The following is a 24,548-nucleotide window of genomic DNA, read 5'->3' as shown; positions in this document are numbered from 1 at the left end:
TGGCGCGCCCTTCGCTGAAGGCCGGGTGATCCTCCGTGACGCACGCTAATGAAGAGAAGCTGGTCGACTATCTGAGGCGAGTGGCAGGCGATCTGCACGAGACGCGTCAGCGGCTGCGCGAGCTGGAGGACCGCTCCCAGGAACCGGTGGCCGTGGTCGGCATGGCCTGCCGCTACCCCGGCGGGGCCGACACGCCCGAGGCGCTGTGGCGGCTCCTGGCCTCCGGCGCGCATGCGATGGGGGAGTTCCCCGACGACCGCGGCTGGGACCTGGAAGGGCTGTTCCACCCGGACCCGGACCACCCCGGCACCAGCCACGCCCGCGAGGGCGGCTTCCTCTACGACGCCGACCGCTTCGACCCCGAGTTCTTCGGGATCAGCCCGCGCGAGGCGCTGGCCATCGACCCGCAGCAGCGGCTGCTGCTGGAGGTGGCCTGGGAGCTCCTCGAAAGCGCCGGGATCGACCCGGCGTCGCTGAAGGGCACCTCGACGGGCGTGTACGCCGGGACCGCGCTGCCCGGCTTCGGCACCCCGCACATCGAGAAGAGCGCCGAGGGCTATCTGGTGACGGGCAACGCGCCCAGTGTGCTCTCCGGCCGGGTGGCGTACACCCTCGGCCTGGAGGGGCCGGCCGTCACGGTGGACACGGCGTGCTCGTCCTCGCTGGTCGCGATGCACCTGGCCGGTCAGGCGCTGCGGCAGGGCGAGTGCACCCTGGCCCTGGCGGGCGGGGTGACGGTGATGGCCATCCCGAACGTCTTCACCGAGTTCTCCCGGCAGCGCGGGCTGGCCCCCGACGGCCGGTGCAAGGCGTTCTCCGCCGACGCCGACGGCACCGCCTTCTCCGAGGGCGTGGGCCTGGTGCTGTTGGAGCGGCTGTCCGACGCCCGGCGCCACGGCCACCGGGTGCTGGCGGTGATCCGGGGCTCGGCCATCAACCAGGACGGCGCCTCCAACGGCCTGACCGCGCCCAACGGGCCCTCCCAACAGCGCGTCATCCTCCAGGCGTTGGCGAACGCACGGCTGTCCCCGGACGAGGTGGACGTCGTGGAGGCGCACGGCACCGGAACCCGCCTCGGCGATCCCATCGAGGCCCATGCGCTGCTCGCCACCTACGGCCGGGACCGTACCGAGGACCGGCCGCTGTGGCTGGGATCGGTCAAGTCCAACATCGGACACACCCAGGGCGCCGCGGGCGTGGCCGGTGTCATCAAGATGATCATGGCGATGCGGCACGAGACGCTGCCCGCCACCTTGAACGTCAACGAGCCCACGCCCCACGTGGCATGGGACACCGGCGCCGTACGCCTGCTCACCGAAGCCGTGGGATGGCCGCGTGGCGAGCGGCCCCGCCGGGCCGCGGTGTCCTCCTTCGGTATCTCCGGGACCAACGCCCATCTGCTCCTCGAACAGCCCCCCGCCGACGAGCCCACCGCGTCGGACCGGGCCCCTGAACCGACCGCCGCGGGGACGGCGAGCCGCGTGGTGCCGTGGGCGGTGTCCGCCCGCACCGGCCAGGCGTTACGGGACCAGGCCGAGGCGCTGGCCGCCCATCTCACCGCCCACCCCGGCCTGCCCGTGGCCGATGTGGGCTGGTCGCTGGCCCGCACTCGCTCGGCCTTCGAACACCGTGCCGTGGCCATCGGCGGGGACCGCGCCGAACTGCTGGCCGCCGTACGGGCGCTGGCCGACGACCAGAGCCACCCCGGGCTGATCCGGGCCACGGCGCCGACCCGCTCCGGCGGCACCGCCTTCATGTTCACGGGGCAGGGCAGCCAGCGGCCCGGTATGGGCCGTGAGCTGTACCGGACGTTCGAGGTGTTCGCCGCCACCCTGGACGAGGTCTGCGCCCATCTCGATCCGCTGCCCGGCCGGCCGCTCCGCGAGATCCTCTTCGCGGCGGAGGACACCGACCAGGCGCGGGCCCTGCACGGTACCGGTGTGACCCAGGCGGCCCTCTTCGCCCTGGAGACGGCGCTCTTCCGGCTCGTCGAGTCGTTCGGCCTCACCCCCTCGTTCCTGACCGGACACTCCGTCGGCGAACTGGTGGCGGCGCATGTGGCGGGCGTGCTGTCCCTGCCTGACGCCTGCGAACTCGTGGCCGCTCGCGGCCGGTTGATGCAGGCGCTGCCCTCCGGCGGCGCCATGGCCGCCGTCGAAGCCACCGAGGAGCAGGTCCTCCCCCTGCTCGCGGGCCATGAGGACCGCGTGGCCCTCGCCGCGGTCAACGGCCCCACCTCGGTGGTCGTGTCGGGCGCCGCCGAAACCGTCGACGAGATCGCCCGCACCCTGAAGGAACGGGGCCACCGCACCAAGCGGCTCAGGGTCAGCCACGCCTTCCACTCGCCCCTCCTGGCCCCCATGCTCGACGACTTCCGCGAGGTGGCGCGGCGGCTCACCTACCACGCCCCGCGCATCCCGGTGATCTCCAACGTCACCGGCCGGCTGGCCGACCCCGAACAGCTCCGCGACCCCGAGTACTGGGTGCGCCACGTCAGCGAGCCCGTACGGTTCCACGACGGGCTGCGCACCCTGCACGGCGAAGGCGTGACGCGCTACCTCGAACTCGGCCCGGACGCCGTCCTCACCACCATGGCCCAGGACGCCCTGGCCGCCGACACCTCCGCCACCCCGGACACCGCGCCCGTGTTCGCCACCGCCCTGCGCCCGGGCCGCGACGAGCCCCGTACGCTGCTGACCGCGCTCGCCCTGACGCACATCGACGGCGGCACGGTCGACTTCGCCGCCGCCCTCCCCGAGGACGCGGGCCATGTCGACCTGCCCACCTACCGGTTCCAGCGGCAGCGGTACTGGCGGCCCGTCCCGAACGCCACCGCCGACGTACGCGCCGTCGGCCTCGGCGCCACCGGCCACCCCCTGCTCCAGGCCGCCGTGGAAACGCCCGATGGCGGGCTGCTGCTCACCGGACGGCTGTCCGCGCACACCCACGCCTGGCTCGCCGACCACACCATCGCGGACAGAGTCCCCCTGCCCGGTACGGCCCTGCTGGAGCTGGCCCTCCTCGCCGCTGCGCACACCGGCAGCGAGCTGATCGACGACCTCACCCTGGAGACCCCGCTGGTCCTGCCCGCCTCCGGCGCGGTACGGATCCAGCTCGCCGTCACCGCGCCCGACGAGGCCGGACGACGGACCGTCACCATCGCCTCGCGCCCCGGCGACGAGGGGGGTGAGGCCCTGGAGGCACCGGCCGCCTGGCACCACCACGCCACCGGCCTCCTGTCCGACACGGCCACGCCACCGCCCGCCGATGAGCCGTCGTCGGCCACGGCCTGGCCACCGGCCGGGGCCGTCCCGGTCGATGTGGCGGACCTGTACGCGCGCCTGGCCGCGCAGGGGTACGCGTACGGGCCCGCCTTCCGGGGGCTGCACTGCGCATGGCGGCTGGGCGAGGAGATGTTCGCCGAGGTACGTCTGGCCCCCGAACGGCGCGGCGAGGCCGAAGGCTACGGGCTGCACCCGGCCCTGCTCGACAGCGCCCTGCACCCGGTGGAGGAGCTCTTCGGCGGCTCCGGCCGTTTTCAAGGTGATCACGCGCCGGACGCCGCCGAGGGGACCGTACGGCTGCCGTTCTCCTTCGGCGGGGTGCGGCTCTTCGCCAGCGGCGCCACCCGGCTGCGCGTACGCATCACCCCCACCGCCCCGGACACCATCACCCTGAGGCTGACCGACGACCACGGCGCGCCCGTGGCCACCATCGACGCCCTCGGGCTGCGGGAGGTCTCCGCCGACCGCTGGCGCTCGGCCCGCGCCGCCATGGCCGACGCCCCGCTGTACCGCCTGGACTGGCAGCCGTATCCGGTATCGACCGACACCGGTACCGATACCGGCACCGCCCTGCCCTCGGCGAGTTGGGCGCTCGTAGGATCCCAGGACCCGGACCCGGCCCTCCCGTCCCATCCGGACCTGGCCGCCCTGCGGGCCGCCCTCGACGGCGGACAGCCCGTCCCCGACATCGTCGTCCTCGAATGCCCCGGCGCACCGGACACCTCATCACACCCCGACGAGACGCCGGGCCGCGTACGCGCGGCGGTCCATCACGCCCTCGGCGACCTGCGCACCTGGCTGACGGACGAGCGGTTCAGCGGGGCCCGGTTGGTCGTCGCCACCCGTGGCGCCGTCGCCACCGGCCCCGGGGACGCGCCCGCCGACCTGACCACCGCGCCCGTATGGGGCCTGGTCCGCGCCGCCCAGGCCGAACACCCCGAGCGCATCCTCCTGCTCGACCTGGACGACGACCCCGCGTCGCGCGATGCCCTGCGCACCGTCCTTCCGGCCGCCGTCGCCGCTGCCGAATCCGAAGTGGCGGTGCGGGCGGGAGCGGCCCACGTGCCCCGTCTGGTCACCGTCCGCCCCGGCCAGGACACCCCGCCCCGCGCCCTCGACCCGGACGGCACCGCACTGATCACCGGTGGCACCGGAGCGCTGGGCCGGCTGGTGGCCCGCCATCTGGTCACCGCACACGGCGCCCGCCATCTGCTGCTGGTCAGCCGGCGCGGCGGCATCACGGAGGACATCGACGCGTTCGCGGACGAACTGACCGCGCTGGGCGCGGCGGACGTACGGGTCACCGCGTGTGACGCCGCCGACCCCGAGGCGCTGGCCGCCCTGCTCGACACCGTCCCCGAAGAACATCCGCTGACCGCCGTCGTCCACGCCGCGGGGGTGCTCGACGACGGTGTGGTCACCGCCATGACGCCCGAGCAACTCGACACCGTCCTCGCCCCGAAGCTGGATGCCGCATGGCATCTGCACCGGCTGACCCGGGACATGGACCCGGCCGCGTTCGTGATGTTCTCCTCCGCCGCCTCCATCATGGGCAACGGTGGCCAGGCCAACTACGCCGCGGCCAATATGTTCCTCAACGCCCTCGCCGAGCACCGCCGCGCCGAAGGGCGGGCGGCCCACACGCTGGCCTGGGGGCTGCTGGCGTCCGCTGGTGGCATGACCGGCCACCTGGACGACGCGGACCTCGCCCGGATGGCCCGCTCCGGCATCGCCGCCGTCTCCAACGAGCAGGCGCTGGCGCTGCTCGACACGGCGCTCACCACCGATCACCCCACGCTCGTCCCCGCGCGCTTCGACCTCGCGGCGCTGCGCACCCGGGCCGCCGCCGGGCCACTTCCGCCCGTGCTGCGGCGGCTGGTGCACGCCCCCGCGCGGGCCGTGCGGAACACCGGGCCGGGCTCGTTGTCCGGGCGGCTCGCCGGGCTGTCCACCGAGGAGCAGGACCGGCTCATCGGAGAGCTGGTGCGTGACCAGGTGGCCACCGTGCTCGCCCATCCCGCACCGGAGGCCATCGACCTGGGCAGGGCCTTCCAGGACCTCGGCTTCGACTCGCTCACGGCACTTGACCTGCGCAATCGGCTCAACGCGGCCACCGGCACCCGGATCCCGGCCACCGTCATCTTCGACTATCCGACCCCCGACGCCCTGGTGCGCTTCCTGCGGGAGCGGCTGGTCGGCGCACCGGCGGCGACACCGCTTCCGACGACGCCGGCCGTCGTGGCCACCGACGACGATCCGATCGCCATCGTCGGCATGGCCTGCCGCTATCCGGGCGGCGTCGGCTCCCCCGAGGAGCTGTGGCGGCTGGTGGCCGAGGGCGTGGACGCGATCGGGGAGTTCCCCGGGGACCGCGGCTGGGACCTGGGGGGCCTCTTCGACCCCGACCCGGACCACACCGGCACCAGCTACGCCCGCGAGGGCGGATTCCTCTACGAGGCGCCGCGGTTCGACGCCGAGTTCTTCGGGATCTCACCCCGCGAGGCGCTGGCCACCGACCCGCAGCAGCGGCTGCTGCTGGAGACGGCGTGGCAGGCGTTCGAGAGCGCGGGCATCGACCCTGTGAGCCTGCGTGGCAGCGCCTGCGCGGTGATCACGGGGGTCATGTACGACGACTACGGCAGCCGCTTCCTGGGCCGCACCCCGGAGGGCGTCGAGGGCCGGCTGATGACCGGCAGCACACCGAGCATCGCCTCCGGCCGGGTGGCGTTCACCTTCGGCCTGGAGGGGCCCGCGGTGACGGTGGACACGGCGTGTTCGTCTTCGCTGGTGGCCATGCATCTCGCGGCGCAGGCCCTGCGGCAGGGGGAGTGCACCCTGGCCCTGGCCGGTGGCGTCACGGTGATGGCCACACCGAACACCTTCGTGGAGTTCTCGCGGCAGCGCGGACTCGCCCCGGACGGCCGCTGCAAGCCGTTCGCCGCGGCGGCCGACGGCACCGGCTGGGGCGAGGGCATCGGCCTGCTCGTCCTGGAGCGGCTGTCGCACGCGCGCCGCAACGGCCGTGAGGTGCTGGCGGTGATCCGTGGGTCGGCGGTCAACCAGGACGGCGCGTCCAACGGTCTGACCGCGCCGAACGGGCCCTCCCAGCAACGAGTGATCCGCCAGGCCCTGGCCACCGCACGGCTCTCCTCGGCCGACGTCGACGTGGTCGAGGCGCACGGCACGGGCACCACGCTCGGCGATCCCATCGAGGCGCAGGCGCTGTTGGCCACGTACGGGCAGGAGCGGCCGGAGGGCCGTCCGCTGTGGCTCGGCTCCATCAAGTCCAACATCGGTCATACGCAGGCCGCCGCGGGCGTGGCGGGTGTGATCAAGATGGTGATGGCGATGCGCCACGGCCTGCTGCCCGCCTCGCTGCACATCGACGCGCCCAGCCCGCATGTGGAGTGGGACGACGACGGGGTGCGGCTGCTGACCGAGGCGGTCGAGTGGTCGGCGGACGAGCGTCCGCGCCGGGCCGGTGTGTCGTCCTTCGGCATCAGCGGCACCAACGCCCATGTGATCCTGGAACAGGCCCCCGACCGGGCCGAACGCACCGAGCCGGAGCCCGAGTCCGATGGCCCCCGGGTGGTGCCCTGGGTGCTGTCCGCGCGGGGCGCGGGCGCGCTCCGGGACCAGGCGCGGGCGCTGGCCGCGCGGCTGACCACCGGCCCCTCGGCCCCGCCCGTCGAGGTGGGCTGGTCCCTCATCCGCTGCCGCACCCTGTTCGACCACCGCGCCGTGGTGGTCGGCGAGAGCCGCGCCGAACTGATGGCGGCCGTCGAGGCGCTGGCGGCCGACGAGACACACCCGGGCGTGGTGCACACCGGCACTGCCGCCACCACGGGTGGCGCGGGCCCGGTGCTGGTGTTCCCTGGTCAGGGCTCGCAGTGGATCGGGATGGGCGCCGGGCTGCTGGAGGCCTCGCCGGTGTTCGCCGCCCGGGTGGCGGAGTGCGAACGAGCGCTCGCGCCGCACGTCGACTGGTCGCTCACCGATGTGCTGCGCGGTGTGGACGGCGCGGGCGATCTGAGCCGGGTGGATGTGGTGCAGCCGGTGCTCTGGGCGGTGATGGTGTCCCTGGCCGCCGTATGGGCGGGCCATGGGGTGCGGCCCGCCGCCGTCGTGGGCCACAGCCAGGGCGAGATCGCCGCCGCCTGCGTGGCCGGGGCGCTGACCTTGGCGGACGGCGCCCGGATCGTGGCCCTGCGCAGCCGGGCGCTGCGCCAACTGGCCGGCGGCGGGGCCATGGCCTCCCTCGGCGTGGGCCAGGAGCAGGCCACGGATCTGCTCTCCGGGCTCGGCGACCGCGCCACCGCCGTGGTCGTGGCCGCCGTGAACGGCCCCGCCTCCACGGTGGTGTCCGGCCCGCCGGAGCAGGTGGCCGCCGCCGTGGCGGCCTGCCGTGACACCGGGGAACGGGCCAGGATGATCGAGGTGGACTACGCCTCGCACAGCCCCCAGGTCGATGAGATCGCCGATGAACTCACCGAGCTGCTCAGGGGAGTCGAGCCGGTCGAGGCGCCCGGATCCTCCGGGGTGGTGTTCTACTCCACCGTGACCGGTGCCCGGGCCGATGGCTCCGTGCTGGACACGGGCTACTGGGTGCGGAATCTACGGGAGCGGGTGCGGTTCGCCGAGGCGATCCAGGCGCTGCTGGCCGATGGCCACCGGGTGTTCATCGAGGCCAGCACCCACCCCGTCCTCACGGTGGGCATGCAGGAGAGCTTCGAGGAGGCGGGCGTCCCCGCCGCCACCGTCCCCACGCTGCGCCGGGACCACGGCGATCTCGCCCAGCTGGTGCGGTCGCTGGCCCAGGCGTTCACCGCGGGGGCCGACGTCGACTGGACCACCCTGTTCCCCACCGACCCCGCGCCCCGCACCGTGCCGCTGCCCACCTACGCCTTCCAGCGCGAGCGCTACTGGCTCGAGGCCACCCCGGGCCGGGGTGGCGACCCCACCGACCTCGGCCTGGTCTCCGCGGACCACCCGTTGCTCGGCGCGGCCGTGGAGCTCGCCGACGGCAGCACCCATCTGCTCACCGGACGGCTGACGGCCGGTGGCGGCGAGGGCTGGCTCGGCGAACACGTGGTGGCGGGCGCCCGGCTGGTCCCGGGCGCGGCGCAGGTCGAATGGGCGCTGCGGGCCGCCGACGAGGCGGGCTGCGGCACGGTGGAGGAACTCGCCCTCCAGGTCCCGCTCGTCCTCCCCGACACCGGCGGGCTGCGCGTCCAGGTGGTGGTGGGCGAGGCCGCCGACGACGGACGCCGTGACGTACGGGTGTACTCCCGGCCCGACCGCGACGCCGAAACCACCGCGGACCCGGTCTGGGTGTGCCACGCGGTCGGCGTGCTCGGCCCCCACGGCGAACCGGCACCCCAGCCCACCGGGGCCTGGCCCCCGCCGAGCGCGGAGCCGGTGGACATGGACGGCTTCTACGAGCGTGCCGAGGCCGCCGGATACGGATACGGGCCCGCGTTCCAGGGCGTCCGCAAGCTGTGGCGCGACGGCGCGGACGTACTGGCCGAGGTGGCGTTGCCCGAAGCCGCGGGCGACCGGGCCGGATTCGGCATCCACCCGGCGCTGCTGGACGCCGCGCTGCACCCGGCGTCCCTGCTCGAACGGACCGGCCGTCCCGAGGAGCGGCACGACGACGGCCAGGTGTGGCTGCCGTTCGCCTGGAACGGGGTGGCGCTGTGGGCCGCCGGAGCGACCACCGTACGCGTCCGGCTGACCCCGCGTGAGCAGGGCGCGGACGGCGAGCGGGCGTTGCGGATCGCCGTGGCCGACGCCGTGGGCGACCCGGTCCTGACCGTCGATTCGCTGGTGCTGCGCCCCGCCCGTACGGATCAGCTGCGGGCCGCCGGACGAGGCGCCGTGGACGGGTTGTTCACCCTGGACTGGATCCCGCTCCCCGAGCCGACGCCCGGCGCGGACACGGGCCTGCCACGGCCGGTGGCCGGGGACGGCGGCTGGGTGGCGCTGGGCTCCGAGGGCCTGGACTGGGCCCCCTCGGGCCTGGCCCGCCACCCGGACCTGGAGTCCCTTGTCGCGGCGATCGAGGCCGGGACACCCGTGCCCTCGGTGGCGCTGACCGCCGTACCGGCCTCGACGACCGCCGTGGACATCGTGGCAGCGGAGGCCGAGGCCCTGGCGGCCGTACGGCGCACCCTGGACCTGCTGCGGGACTGGCTGGCCGAACCCCGGCTGGCCGAGAGCCGCTTGGTGGTGGTGACACACGGCGCGGTCGCGGCCGGCGGCCCGGTGGCGGAGGACCCCGGCTCCGGGGCCGTGGACACAGCCGGTGCCGCCGTATGGGGGCTGCTGCGCAGCGCACAGGCGGAGAACCCGGACCGGTTCATCCTGCTCGACCGCGATCCGCACGGCGCGCCCGACCCCGACGAGATCGGCGCGGCGGTGCTGGACGGTGTGCTGAGGGCAGTCGCCCTGGACGAACCGCAGGTGGCGGTGGGCTCCGGCCGGGTGTGGGCACCCCGTCTGATGCGCGCGGGCGGCCCCGGCAGCGGCGGTCTGGTGGGCCCGGTGGCACAGCCCGCGTGGCGGCTCGCCGTGGAGGGCGCGTCCACCGTGGACAATGTGGCGCCCGCGCCGTGCCCCGAGGTGCTCGGGCCACTGGGGCCGGGAGAGGTCCGGATCGCGGTGCACGCGGCGGGCATGAACTTCCGCGACGCGCTCATCGTCGTCGGGATGTACCCCGGGGGCGGGGTGTTCCGAGGCAGCGAGGGCGCCGGAGTGGTCGTGGACATCGGCCCGGAGGTGACCGGGCTCGCGGTGGGCGACCGGGTCATGGGCCTGTTCGAGGGCGCGTTCGGCCCCTGGGCGGTGGCGGACGCCCGCATGGTCGTGCCGATCCCCGACGGCTGGAGCTTCCGGCAGGCGGCCGCCGTACCGGTGGTGTTCCTCACCGCCTGGTACGGGCTGGTGGACCTGGCAGGGCTGCGAAACGGCGAAACGGTGCTGATCCACGCCGCCACCGGTGGCGTCGGCATGGCGGCGGTGCAGATCGCCCGCCACCTGGGCGCCGAGGTCTATGCCACGGCGAGCCCCGGAAAGCACGAGGTGCTGACCGAGATGGGCATCGACCAGGCGCACCGGGCCTCGTCGCGCGATCTGGACTTCGAGGAGGTGTTCCGCGAGGCCACCGGCGGACGTGGCATCGATGTGGTACTCAACAGCCTCGCCGGGCCGTTCGTCGACGCCTCCCTGCGACTGCTGGCCGACGGTGGACGGCTCTCCGAGATGGGCAAGACCGACATCCGCGACCCGGAACACCTCGCCGCCGTGCGCACGGGCGTCCGCTATCGCGCCTTCGACCTGGTCCCCGACGCCGGACCGGACCGCATCGGGGAGATGCTGCGTGAGTTGAGCGAGCTGTTCGCCGCCGGAGTGCTGCGACCGGCACCCGTACGGCCCTGGCCGCTCAGCCGGGCACGTGACGCGCTACGGCAGCTGAGCCAGGCCAGGCACACCGGCAAGCTGGTGCTCGACGTACCCGCCGCGGTCGACCCGGACGGCACGGTCCTCATCACCGGTGGCACCGGCACCCTGGGCGCCCACATCGCCGAACACCTCGTCCGCGCCTGGGGGATCGGCCATCTGCTGCTGGTGAGCAGGCGGGGGCCGGACGCTCCGGGCGCCCGCGACCTGGCCGCCCGGCTGGAGGACCTGGGCGCGCGGGTGCGCCTCGCGGCGGTGGATGTCACCGACGCCCCGGCGGTGGCGGAGCTGGTGGCGGGGGTCGACCCCGAACATCCGCTGACCGGAGTCATCCACGCAACCGGTGTGCTGGACGACGCGGTGGTCACCTCCCAGACCCCCGAACGGCTGGCGCGGGTCTGGACGGCCAAGGCCACGGCCGCGGCCCATCTGCACACGGCCACGGCCCACCTGCGGCTTGGTATGTTCGTCCTCTTCTCCTCCGCCGCGGGCACACTCGGCAGCCCAGGACAGGCCAACTACGCCGCCGCCAACGCCTTCTGCGACGCGCTCGCCGCTCACCGCCGGGCCATCGGGCTGCCGGGTGTCTCGATCGCCTGGGGCCTGTGGGCCGACGCCAGCGGCATGACCGGACACCTGGCCGAGGCGGATCTGGCCCGGATGTCCCGTACCGGCGTGGCCGCCCTCGCCACCCGGCACGGTCTGGCCCTGCTCGACGCCGCCGTCCAGCACGGCGGTGCCCATCTGGTCGCCGCCCAGGTGGACCCCCGCACCCTCGCCGGACTGCCCGCCGACAGCCTGCCCGCCACGCTGCGCGCCCTGGCCGCCACGGGCGGCGGCGGTGGCGGGGCCGGGCGGCGCACCGCGGCGGCGGCCGGAGAGGGCCGGCAGGTCGACTGGGGCGCCCGGCTCGCGGGCCTGTCCACGGCCGAACGACACCGACTCGTCCTCAACCTGGTCCGTGGCCACGCCGCCACGGTGCTCGGACACGCCGATGTGGACGCCGTCCAGGCCGAGGCCAGCTTCAAGGAGCTGGGCTTCGACTCCCTGACCGCCGTCGAACTGCGCAACCGCCTCGCCGCCGCCACCGGTCTGCGCCTGCCCGCCGGGATGGTCTTCGACTACCCGGAAGCGGCCGTACTCGCCGACTACCTGCTGGAACGGTTGGCCCCCGGCGACGGGACCCCGCCGGGGCGGGACGCCGTCGACCCGGTCCTGGGCGAGCTGGCCAGGCTGGACACCACCCTGGCCGCCCTCGACACGGACGACGAGGGCAGGCAGCGGATCGCCAAACGGCTGGGCGCCCTGCTGACGAAGTGGAACGGCGGCGGCGGATCCGGCGACTCGGCCGACGCGACCGGCTTCGACGCACTCGAAGCCGCCTCGGACGACGAGATGTTCGAGCTCATTGACCGTGAACTGCCCTGATGGAGGCGCGGAACTGATGTCGGGTACCGAAGAGAAGCTCCGCCAGTACCTCAAGAAGGTCACGGCCGATCTGGGGCAGACGCGTCGACGACTTCGCGAGATGGAGGAGCGTGCCCAGGAACCGGTGGCCATCGTCAGCATGGCCTGCCGGTTTCCCGGCGGAATCACCTCGCCCGAGGACCTGTGGGAGCTGGTCGCCTCGCGCGGGGACGCGATCGGGGAGTTTCCGGCCGACCGCGGCTGGGACCTGAACGGGCTGTTCCACCCGGACCCCGACCACTCCGGCACCAGCTATGTCCGCCACGGCGGATTCCTGGACCGGGCCGACGGCTTCGACGCCACCTTCTTCGGCATCAGCCCCCGCGAGGCCCTGGCGGCCGAACCCCAGCAGCGCCAACTGCTCGAAGTCTCTTGGGAATTGATGGAACGCGCCGGGATCGACCCCACCTCGCTGAAGGGCACCCCCACCGGGGTCTACGCGGGCGCCGGAATCCTCGGCTTCGGCACCCCGCGGATCGAGAAGAGCGCGGAAGGATATCTGCTCACCGGAAACACCCTGAGCGTCGTCTCCGGCCGGGTGGCCTTCACCCTCGGTCTGGAGGGCCCCGCGGTGACGGTGGACACGGCGTGTTCATCGTCGCTGGTGGCGATGCATCTCGCCTGCCAGGCGCTGCGGCAGGGGGAGTGCACCCTGGCTCTGGCCGGTGGTGTGACGGTGATGACCACCCCGAACACCTTCGTGGAGTTCTCTCGCCAGCGCGGCCTGGCCCCCGACGGCCGCTGCAAGCCCTTCGCGGCCGCCGCGGACGGCACGGGCTTCTCGGAGGGCGTGGGACTCCTGCTGCTGGAGCGGCTCTCCGATGCCCAGCGCAACGGCCATCAGGTGCTGGCCGTGCTCCGGGGCTCGGCCATCAACCAGGACGGCGCGTCGAACGGGCTCACCGCGCCGAACGGCCCCTCCCAGCAGCGAGTGATCCGCCAGGCGCTGATCAACGCACAGCTGTCCTCCGCCGAGGTGGACGCGGTGGAGGCCCATGGCACGGGCACCACACTGGGTGACCCCATCGAGGCCGAGGCGCTGCTCGCCGCGTACGGCCAGGATCGGCCGGAGGACCGGCCGCTGTGGCTCGGCTCGCTGAAGTCCAACATCGGGCATACGCAGGGCGCGGCGGGTGTGGCCGGTGTCATCAAGATGGTGATGGCGATGCGCCATGAGCTGCTGCCCGCCTCGCTGCACGTCGACGAGCCGACCCCGCACGCGGACTGGTCCGGCGGTGCGGTGCGGCTGCTCACGGACCCGGTGGAGTGGCCGAGGAACGAGCGGCCACGCCGGGCCGGGGTGTCCGCGTTCGGGATCAGCGGCACCAATGCGCATGTGATTGTGGAGCAGGCTCCTGAGGAGGATGTGGCGGCGGCGTCGTCTGTGGTGGGTGGGATGGTGCCGTGGGTGCTTTCCGCGCGGAGCGCGGAGGCGCTGCGCGGCCAGGCCGCCGCCCTGGCCGAGCGGGTGGGCGGCGCGTCTGAGCTGTTGCCCGTCGATGTGGGGTGGTCGTTGGTCACCACTCGGTCGGTGTTCGAGCATCGGGCGGTGGTGGTGGGCGATGACCGCGTGGAGCTGTTGGCCGCCGTGGAGGCGTTGGCGGGGGGTGGGTCGCATCCGGGTGTGGTGCGGTCGGGTGCGGCGGCGTTGACGGGAGACGTCGGTCCGGTGCTGGTCTTCCCCGGTCAGGGTTCGCAGTGGGTGGGGATGGGTGCGGAGCTGCTTGGGGTGTCGCCGGTGTTCGCGGCGCGGGTGGCGGAGTGTGAGCGGGCGCTGGCGTCGTATGTGGACTGGTCGCTTTCGGATGTGCTGCGTGGGGTGGAAGGCGCGGCGGATCTGGGGCGGGTGGATGTGGTCCAGCCGGTCCTGTGGGCGGTGATGGTGTCGTTGGCGGCGGTGTGGGCCGGACACGGCGTACGTCCTGCGGCGGTGGTGGGCCACAGCCAGGGTGAGATCGCGGCTGCTGTCGTCGCGGGTGTGCTGTCCCTGGAAGACGGCGCGAAGGTTGTGGCGTTGCGCAGCAAGGCGTTGCGGCGGTTGGCCGGTGGTGGGGCGATGGCGTCGCTCGGTGTGGGTGAGGAGCGGGCGGGGCAACTGCTGTCCGAGCTTGGCGATCGAGCCGTTGACGTAGGTGTGGCGGCCGTCAACGGCCCTTCCTCCACTGTGATTTCTGGTCCGCCGGAGCAGGTGGCCGCTGTGGTGGCCGCGTGTCAGGAGGCAGGGGAGCGGGCGCGGCTGATCGAGGTGGATTACGCCTCGCACGGACCTCAGGTGGAGGAGATCCGTGAGGAGCTGAATGAGGTTTTGGCTGGTGTCCGTCCGGTTGTCGGTGGTGCGGATGAGGTGGCGTTCTACTCGACGGTGACTGGTGGCCGAGTCGATGCGGCTGGCCTGGACACGGACTATTGGGTGCGGAATCTGCGGGAGCGGGTGCGGTTCGCCGACGCGGTCGAGGCGTTGCTGGCGGACGGGCATCGGGTGTTCATCGAGGCCAGCACCCACCCCGTGCTGACCATCGGAATGCAGGAGACCTTCGAGCAAGTGGGCACAGACGCAGTCGCTGTGTCCACGCTGCGTCGCGACCACGGAGGCCAGGCCCAGCTCCTCCACTCGCTCGCCCAGGCGTTCATCGCCGGGGTGGAGGTCGACTGGAGGCCCGCGTTCCCGGCCGATCCCACCCCTCGTACGGTCGATCTGCCCACGTATGCCTTCCAGCACCAGCGTTACTGGATGAACGCCTCGGGCACGGCGGGTGACCCCAGCGGCCTCGGTCTGGTCGCCGCTGGCCATCCGCTGCTGGGCGCCGCCGTGGAGCTGGCCGATGGAAGCACCCATCTGCTCACCGGGCGCATTGCGGCCGGTGGCGGCGATGGCGGCTGGCTCGGTGAGCACATCGTGGCGGACGCTGCCCTGGCCCCGGGCGCGGCCCTGGTGGAGTGGGCCTTGCGAGCGGCCGACGAGGTCGGTTGTGGTGGGGTCGAGGAGCTGGCGCTGCACGTGCCGTTGGTGTTGCCCGAGTCGGGCGGACTGCGCATCCAGGTGGTGGTGGGCGCCCCAGCGGAGGACGGGCGGCGCGATGTGCGGATCTACTCCCGTCCGGACGGCGAGGCCGGTTCGGGCGCCGACGTGGGCTGGGTGTGCCACGCCGAGGGGGCGCTGCGCCCGGCGTTGGAGGCCGCAGACCGGTCGGCCGAGGGGCTGGGCGGCACATGGCCTCCGACGGGTGCGCAACCGGTGGATCTGGAGGGGTTCTACGAGCGCTCCGCGGCGGCGGGCTATGCGTACGGGCCGTCCTTCCAGGGGCTGCGCGCCGTGTGGCGGGACGGTGCGGACCTACTGGCCGAAGTGGCGCTGCCCGAGGCGGCGGGCGACGCGGAGGGGTTCGGCATCCACCCGGCGTTGCTCGACGCGGCCCTGCACCCGGCCCTCCTGCTCGACACGGAGTCCGAACAGGAGCGGGACGGTGGTGGCCAGGTGTGGCTGCCGTTCGCCTGGAACGGGGTGTCGCTGTGGGCCGCTGGAGCGAGCACCGTACGCGTTCGACTGTCCCCGCACCGGGACGGGGCCGAGGGGGAGCGCGGGCTGCGGCTGGTGGTGGCCGATGCCGTGGGCGATCCGGTTCTGACCGTCGACTCCCTGGTGACGCGACCGGCGGCCGTGGAGCAGTTGCGGGCTGGGGCGACGCGTGCTGCGGACGGTCTGTTCGTGCTCGACTGGACCCCTCTGCCGCAGCCGACTCGGACCGACGAGCCGGTGGCCGATCGCGACGGCTGGGCGGTGCTGGCGGCCGAGGGGCCTGGCCCGGATCTGGAGACGTTGCTCGCGAAGCTCGATGACGGGGAGCCGGTCCCGACCGTGGTGCTCGCCGAGTTCCCGCGCCCGGACGCCGATGCCGACACCGTGGCCGACCTGGCGACCGCCGGTCTGGCGATGGCACAACGGGCTCTGGCGCTGGTGCAGACGTGGCTTGCCGAGCCCCGGCTGGCCGATGCCCGGTTGGTCGTGGTGACCCATGGCGCGGTTGACATCGCCGAGAGCGGTACGGATGTGGCCGCCGCCGCGCTTTGGGGTCTTCTGCGGAGCGCTCAGGCGGAGAACCCGGGGCGTTTCCTGCTGCTCGACCTCGACCTCGACCTCGACCTCGACCTCGACCCCGCCCTCGACCCTGGCCCGGCGGTCGATGTGCGTGCGGACAACGTACGGGACGCCGTCGCGCGGGCGATGGACCTGGACGAGCCGCAGTTGGCCGTGCGGGATGGCCGGGCGTGGGTGCCACGGCTGATCCGCGCCTCCGTCGACAGCGGTCCGGAGGGGCGGGACGCCCCGGTGGCGCTCGATCCCGATGGCACCGTGCTGGTGACGGGCGGCACCGGCACCCTCGGCGGCCTGGTGGCCGAACATCTGGTACGCACCTGGCAGGTCGGCCAGCTGCTCCTGGTGAGCCGCCGCGGGCCGGAGGCCCCAGGAGCCCGCCAACTGGCGGCGCATCTGGAGGAGTTGGGCGCACGGGTGCGGATCGCCGCCGTGGACGTCACGGACGCGTCGGCGGTGGCCGAGCTCGTGGCCGGGATCGACGCCGACCATCCACTGACCGGTGTCATCCATGCCTCGGGGCTCCTCGACGACGCGGTGGTGACCTCCCAGACACCCGAGCGACTGGCCCGAGTGTGGGCGGCCAAGGCGGCGGGCGCGGCACATCTGCACACCGCCACCGCCGACCTTCCGCTGTCGCTGTTCGCGATGTTCTCGTCGGCCGCCGGCGTCCTGGGCAGCCCGGGCCAGGCCAACTACGCGGCGGCGAACGCCTTTTGCGACGCCCTCGCCGCCCACCGTCAGGCCCATGGCCTCCCGGGGCTGTCGGTGGCCTGGGGCCTGTGGGCCCAGGCCAGTGAGCTGACCGGAAGGCTCGCCGCTACGGACCGGGCCCGGATGTCCCGCTCGGGCATCACCGGGATGTCCAGCGAGAAGGCGCTGGGTCTGCTGGACGCCGCCTGTGCGCAGGGCGGCTCCCTCTGTGTCGCCGCCGCTGTCGACACCGCCGGGGTGGCTCGTGAGGATCTTCCGGCGGTGCTGCGGGGGTTGGTGTCCGGCCGGACCGCGCGCCGAATGGCGGCCGGTGAGACGGGGACCTCGGGGTTGGTGGCTGAGTTGGTGGGGTTGGATGCGGCGGGTCGGTTGGGTGTGGTGGTGGATGTGGTGCGGGGTGGTGTGGCGGCGGTGTTGGGGTTTGGTTCGTTGGGTGAGGTGCGGGTGGATGCGGCGTTCAAGGAGTTGGGTTTTGATTCGTTGACGGCGGTGGAGTTGCGTAATCGGTTGTCGGTGGTGACGGGGTTGCGGTTGCCGGCGACGTTGGTGTTCGACTATCCGACGCCTCGGGTGTTGGCGGAGTATCTGTGCACTCGGCTGACCGGCGAGACCGCGGGCTCAAGTGCTCCCCTCGCCGCGAGGGCCGACGCGGACGAGCCGATCGCCATCGTGGCGATGACCTGCCGCTTCCCGGGCGGGGTCAGCTCCCCGGAGGAGCTCTGGGATCTGGTCGCCTCGGGCCGTGACGCCATCGGGGAGTTTCCGACCGGCCGGGGCTGGGACCTGGACGGGCTCTTTCACCCCGACCCCGACCACCCCGGCACCTCGTACGCGCGCAAAGGCGGGTTCCTGTACGACGCCGACGCCTTCGATGCGGCGTTCTTCGGGATCAATCCTCGGGAGGCGCTGGCGACGGATCCGCAGCAGCGGTTGCTGTTGGAGGCGTCGTGGGAGGTGCTGGAGCGGGCGGGGATCGATTCGGTGTCGTTGAAGGGGAGCCCGACCGGAGTCTACGCGGGTGTGATGTACCACGACTACGCGGCGGGCCTCAGTGGCGGCGATGCACGGCTGGAGGGCTACGCCATGCTGGCCAGCTCGGGCAGTGTGGTCTCGGGTCGGGTGGCGTACACGCTTGGCTTCGAGGGTCCGGCGGTGACGGTGGACACGGCGTGTTCGTCGTCGCTGGTGGCGATGCATCTGGCGAGCCAGGCGTTGCGGCAGGGGGAGTGCACCCTGGCGTTGGCCGGTGGGGTGACGGTGATGGCCACTCCGGATGTGTTCACCGGTTTCTCCCGTCAGCGCGGCTTGGCCCCCGACGGCCGCTGCAAGCCCTTCGCGGCGGCCGCCGATGGCACCGGCTGGGGCGAGGGGGTGGGTGTTCTGCTGCTGGAACGGCTTTCGGATGCCCGCCGCAACGGCCACGACGTTCTGGCGGTGATCCGTGGCTCGGCGGTCAACCAGGACGGCGCGTCCAACGGGCTCACCGCGCCCAACGGCCCCTCCCAGCAGCGGGTGATCCGCCAGGCCCTGGCGAGCGCCGGGCTGTCGCCGTCCGACGTCGATGCGGTGGAGGCTCACGGTACGGGTACGACGCTGGGCGATCCGATCGAGGCGCAGGCGCTCCTGGCCACGTACGGCCAGGAACGCCCGGCCGAGCGGCCGCTGCTGCTGGGCTCGATCAAGTCCAACATCGGCCATGCCCAAGCGGCGGCGGGTGTCGCGGGCGTCATCAAGATGGTGCAGGCGATCCGGCACGGAACGCTGCCCGCTTCGCTGCATATCGATGAGCCGAGCCCGCATGTGGACTGGGGGAGCGGTGCGGTGCGGCTGCTGACCGAGGCGGTGGAGTGGCCGAACGGTGAGCGGCCACGCCGGGCCGGTGTGTCCTCGTTCGGCGCCTCAGGCACCAACGCCCATCTCCTTCTTGAGCAGGCCCCCGAGCCGGTCGAGCGCGTCACGACCGAGCCCGTGACCTCTCCCGACCACCTACAGGCCGTCCCATGGCCGCTGTCCGCGCGGAGCGCGGAGGCGCTGCGTGGCCAGGCCGCCGCGCTGGCCGAACGCATGGCCGCGCATCCGGAGATGTCGGCGGCCGATGTGGGCTGGTCGCTCGCTTCCACCCGGTCGCTGTTCGAGCACCGGGCGGTGGCGTTGGGCGATGACCGCGCCGAGCTGCTGGCCGCCGTGGAGGCGCTGGCCACCGGTGAACCCCATCCGGGCGTGGTGCTCCCCGGCAGCGGAGCGGCGGCGGGCAAGACGGTGTGGCTCTTCAGCGGTCAGGGCAGCCAGCGGCAAGGGATGGGTGCGGGGCTGTACGACCGATTCCCCGTGTTCGCCACGGCGTTCGACGAGGTCTGTGGGCTGCTCGAGCCCCATCTGGAACATCCCCTCCGCGATGTGGTCTTCCACGGTGTGGCCGGGCGGCCGGGGCTGCTGGACCACACCACCTATGCCCAGGCGGGGCTGTTCGCGCTGCATATCGCCCTGGCGCGGCTGCTCGACTCGTTCGGCGTACGCCCGGACGCCGTCATCGGTCATTCGATCGGGGAGATCGCCGCCGCCCATGTAGCCGAGGTCTTCGACCTTCCCGACGCCTGCCGACTCGTGGCCGCCCGTGCCACGCTCATGGGCCAACTCCCCACCGGCGGGGGCATGGCCACCATCGCCGCCAACGCCGAGGAACTCGCCGAGGATCTGGCGGCATACGACGGCCAGGTGGGCATCGCCGCTCTGAACACCCCCGGCAACACCGTGGTCTCCGGTCCGATCGAACTGGTCGCCGACATCCGCGCGACCTGGGCGGTGAAGGGCCGCAAGACCAGGCCCCTGACGGTCAGCCACGCCTTCCACTCCCCGCTGATGGATCCCATCCTGGAGCCGTTCGCGCAGGCCATCGACGGTCTGACCTTCCACCGGCCCACCCTTCCGGTACTCAGCAACCTCACCGGTGAGCCGGCCGACGAGGAGATGGCCACGCCGGACTACTGGGTACGGCACATCCGCCAGCCCGTGCGATTCCACCCCGCCGTCGCTCATATCGCGCCCGAAACCGGCGTCTTCCTGGAACTCGGCCCCGACCCCGTCCTGGCCACCGCGACCCAGCACACCCTTCAGCACCTCGCCGCCGCCGACGACGCGACGGCCGACACCGACCAGGGCGGGGGCGAGGGCGAGAGCGGGACCGGGCGGCCGAGCCCGCTGGTGGCCGCCACCCTGAGCCGTAAACGGCCCGATGCCCACGCACTCGGCCACGCCCTCGCCCAACTGCACACCCATGGCACGGACGTCGGCTGGGCCCGCTGGTTCCCGGCCGATCCGGCGCCCCGGACGGTGGATCTGCCGACGTACGCCTTCCAGCGCGAGCGCTACTGGCTGGCGGCGGGCGGTGGCGTCGGGGACGTGGGGGCCGCCGGGCTACAGCGCGTCGAGCACGCACATCTGCCGGCGGCCGTCGGGCTCGCCGATGGCGGGCTGGTGCTGACCGGCCGGATCTCGGCCGGGGGCGCCGGGGGCTGGCTGGCCGAGCATGTGATGGCGGGCGCCGTGCTGGCGCCGGGCGCGGCGCTGGTGGAGTGGGCGCTGCGGGCCGCCGACGAGGCGGGCTGCGGCGGGGTGGAGGAGCTGGCGCTCCAGGTCCCGCTCGTCCTCCCCGCGTCCGGTGGGCTGCGTGTCCAGGTGGTGGTCGGGGTGGCCACCGAGGACGGGCGGCGCGATGTGCGGGTGTACTCCCGGCCCGACCGTGATGTCGAGCCCGGCGCCGACCCGGGGTGGGTATGCCACGCCGAGGGCATCCTGGGCCCGCCGTCCCCCCAGAGCCCCGAGCGGGGCCCGGTGGACGAGCCGGGCCGGGCGTGGCCGCCGGTGGGCGCGGAGCCCGTACGGCTGGACGGGTTCTACGAGCGCGCCGAGGCGTCCGGATACGCGTACGGGCCGTCGTTCCGTGGACTGCGGGCGGTGTGGCGGGACGGCACCGATGTGCTCGCCGAAGTGGCGCTGCCCGACGCCGCCGGAGACCCGGAGGGGTTCGGCATCCACCCGGCACTGCTGGATGCCGCGCTGCATCCGGCGTTCCTCCTGGACCGGCCCGAGGAGGACCACGACGACGGCCGGGTGTGGCTGCCGTTCGCCTGGAACGGCGTATCGCTGTGGGCGGGCGGTGCCACAACCGTACGGGTGCGGCTCTCGCCCCAGCGGCAGGAGGCGGGTGGCGCCGAGGGCGAGCGCGGGCTGCGGGTCGAGGTGGCCGACGCCGTGGGGGGTCCGGTGCTGACCGTCGACTCGCTGGTGATGCGACCGGCCGCCGTCGACCAGCTCCAGAGCTCCGGTGGGCCGCGGGTGGACGGGTTGTTCACCCTGGAGTGGACGCCCCTGCCCGTTCCCGCACAGGACACCGATACGGAGTGCCAGGAGCCGGATCCGGCGGACGGCGGCCGTTGGGTGGTGCTGGGCCCGGACGAGTGCGGGCCACTCGTGCCGGACGCGGTACGCCATCCGCATCTGGAGGCGTTGGTGTCCGCCCTCGGCGGTGACGACCCCGCCCCCTCGGTGGCCATCGCGTATCCGCCCGGCCTCGACGACCCCTCCGGGACACACGTGGACACGGACCTGGCGGCCGCCGGTCTGGCGGCCTCGGAGCGGGCGCTGGAGCTGGTGCGGGGCTGGCTGGCCGAACCTCGGCTGGCGGACGCCCGGCTGGTGCTGGTCACGCGGGGAGCGGTGGCGATCGACGCCCCCGATGCGGAGGGCGCCGGAGACGGCGGCGTGGACATGGCCGGGGCCGCCGTGTGCGGGCTGGTGCGCAGCGCGCAGGCGGAGAACCCGGGGCGCTTCCTTCTGGTCGACCTCGACCCGGACGCCGAGCCGCTCGCGGAGGACGTGCGCGGCGCGGTGGCGTGTGCGGTGCGTCTGGACGAGCCGCAGGTCGCACTGCGGGCGGGGCGGCTTCGGGCGCCCCGGCTGATCCGCGCCGGTGGCGTGAGCAGCGGGGGCGTGGCCGCACTGGTGGGCCGGCCCGCATGGCGGCTGGAACTGACCGGCGCGGCCACGGTGGAGAACGTGAAGCCGGTGCCGTGCCCGGAGGTGCTCGATCCCCTCGGGCCGCACCAGGTGCGGGTGGCGGTGCACGCGGCCGGTATCAACTTCCGTGACGCGCTGATCAGTTTGGGCATGGTCCCGGGCCAGACCGGGCTCGGTGGCGAGGGTGCCGGCGTGGTGGCCGACATCGGCCCCGAGGTGACCGGGCTCGCGGTGGGCGACCGGGTCATGGGGGTCTTCGACCGCGCGTTCGGCCCGACGGCGGTGACCGACGCCCGCATGGTGGCGCCCATTCCCGCCGGGTGGACCTATCCGCAGGCGGCCTCGGTGCCGGTGGCGTACCTGACCGCCTGGTACGGGCTCGTGGAGCTGGCCGGGCTCCGGGCCGGGGAATCGGTCCTGATCCATGCCGCGACCGGCGGTGTCGGCATGGCAGCCGTGCGGATCGCCCGCCACCTGGGGGCGGAGGTCTACGCGACGGCGAGCCCCGGTAAACACGGGGTGCTGGAGGAGATGGGCATCGATGCGGCCCATCGGGCCTCGTCGCGCGATCTGGACTTCGAGGGGGTGTTCCGCGAGGCCACCGGTGGACGTGGTGTCGATGTGGTGCTCAACAGCCTCGCCGGGCCTTTCGTCGACGCCTCCTTGCGGCTGTTGGGCGAGGGCGGCCGGCTGATGGAGATGGGCAAGACCGACCTCCGTGACCCCGAGCGCGTCGCGGAGGACCATCCCGGGGTGACGTACCAGGTCTACGACCTGATCACCGATGCCGGACCCGAACGCATCGGCCGGATGCTGGGCGAACTGGGCGAGTTGTTCACCACGCGGGCGGCCGAGGCCGCCGGAGGCACTGGTGCCGCTGAGGTTGCCGGTGCCGCCAAGGCCGCGGGGGCAACCGGGGCCGCCGCCGGAGCCACCGGTGCCGCCGAGCTCACCGCAGCCGCCGGAGACACCGAACTCACCCGAGTCACTGGCGCCACCGGAGCTGTCGAAGTCATCCGAGCCACCGCCGCCCTGCCGCCGCTGCCGGTGCGGACCTGGCCGCTGAGCCGGACGCGTGAGGCGCTGCGCCACCTCAGCCAGGCCAAGCACACCGGCAAGCTGGTCCTGGACGTCCCCGCCCCGGTGGACCCGGACGGCACGGCCCTCATCACCGGTGGCACCGGCACGCTGGGCGCGCTGGTCGCCGAACACCTCGTACGCGTGTGGCGGATCGGGCATCTGCTGCTGGTGAGCCGCCGGGGCCCGGACGCGCCGGGCGCCCGGGACCTCGCCGCCCGGCTGACCGCCCTGGGCGCGCGGGTACGCGTCGTCGCGGCCGATGTCACCGACGCGACAGCCGTGGCGGAGCTGGTGGCGGGGGTCGATCCCGAGCATCCGCTGACCGCGGTCGTCCATGCCGCGGGTGTGCTGGACGACGCGGTCGTCACCGCGCAGACTCCCGAGCGGCTGGCGCGGGTCTGGGCGGCGAAGGCCACCGCCGCGGCGCATCTGCACACCGCGACGGCACATCTGCGCCTGGGCGCGTTCGTGCTGTTCTCGTCGGCCGCCGGGGTCATGGGCAGCCCGGGGCAGGCCAACTACGCGGCGGCCAACGCCTTCTGCGACGCGCTGGCGGCCCACCGCCAGGCGCTGGGCCTGCCGACGGTCTCGGTGGCGTGGGGCCTGTGGGCCGAGTCCAGCGAGATGACCGGCGGGCTCGCCGACGCGGACCTGGCCCGGATGTCCCGCTCGGGCGTCACCGCGATGGCCGCGGACCACGCCCTCCGGCTGCTCGACGCGGCGTCCGAGCACGGCGGCCACCAACTGATCGCGGCGGATATGAACACGCGTGTCCTCGCAGCCCAGCCCGCCGGCAGTCTCCCCGCAACGCTCCGCGCCCTCGCCGCCTGCGGCGCCGGTGTCGGAGGCGCGGTGGCGCGGCGTACGGCGGCGGCCGACGCACGGCCGGACGACTGGGCCGACCGGCTGGCGGGCCTGTCCGCCGCGGAACAGCGACGTGCCGTCCTCCAGCTGGTCCGTGGCCATGTGGCCACCGTGCTCGGACACGCCGACGCCGAAGCGGTGCAGGCGGACACCACCTTCAAGGAGCTGGGCTTCGACTCCCTGACCGCCGTCGAACTGCGCAACCGGCTCGCCGCCGCCACCGGTCTGCGCCTGCCCGCCGCCCTCGTCTTCGATTATCCGGACGCGGCGGTGCTCGCCGACTACCTGCTGGAGCGCATCGCCCCGGCGGTCGGCGCCACGCCGGGCCGGGGCGGCGCCGATCCGGTCCTCAACGAGCTGGCCAGGCTCGAAACCACTCTGATCGGCCTCGAGATGGCAGCCGACGACTCGGGGGCGGTCACGGCACGGCTCGAAGGGCTGCTGGCGAAGTGGAAGGCGACACGAAAGCCGGCGGAGGAAGAGATGACCGCCGCGGAGAGGCTGGAGTCCGCGTCCGCGGCCCAGGTTCTCGACTTCATCGACAACGAACTGGGTGTGTCCTGAATGTGCCG

At 73.7% G+C, this 24,548-nt stretch carries 2 protein-coding genes; both read left to right on the top strand.

Going from position 1 to position 24,548, the window contains the following annotated elements:
• The first annotated feature begins 35 nt into the window (after window positions 1–35).
• Window positions 36–12,170: an SDR family NAD(P)-dependent oxidoreductase gene (locus ACT2CW_RS05350; protein ID WP_445515712.1), complete on the top strand. Its 12,135-nt coding sequence runs from the start codon at window positions 36–38 to the stop codon at window positions 12,168–12,170.
• A gap of 16 nt (window positions 12,171–12,186) precedes the next feature.
• The gene (locus tag ACT2CW_RS05345) at window positions 12,187–24,540 is read left to right on the top strand and encodes an SDR family NAD(P)-dependent oxidoreductase (protein WP_445515711.1); all 12,354 of its coding nucleotides are present in this window, start codon (window positions 12,187–12,189) and stop codon (window positions 24,538–24,540) included.
• Window positions 24,541–24,548: the final 8 nt, after the last annotated feature.

This window comes from Streptomyces sp. NEAU-174, assembly GCF_052665095.1.
The sequence above is the reverse complement of the archived record's forward strand: the minus strand, read 5'-3'. Positions and strand labels throughout refer to the sequence as shown.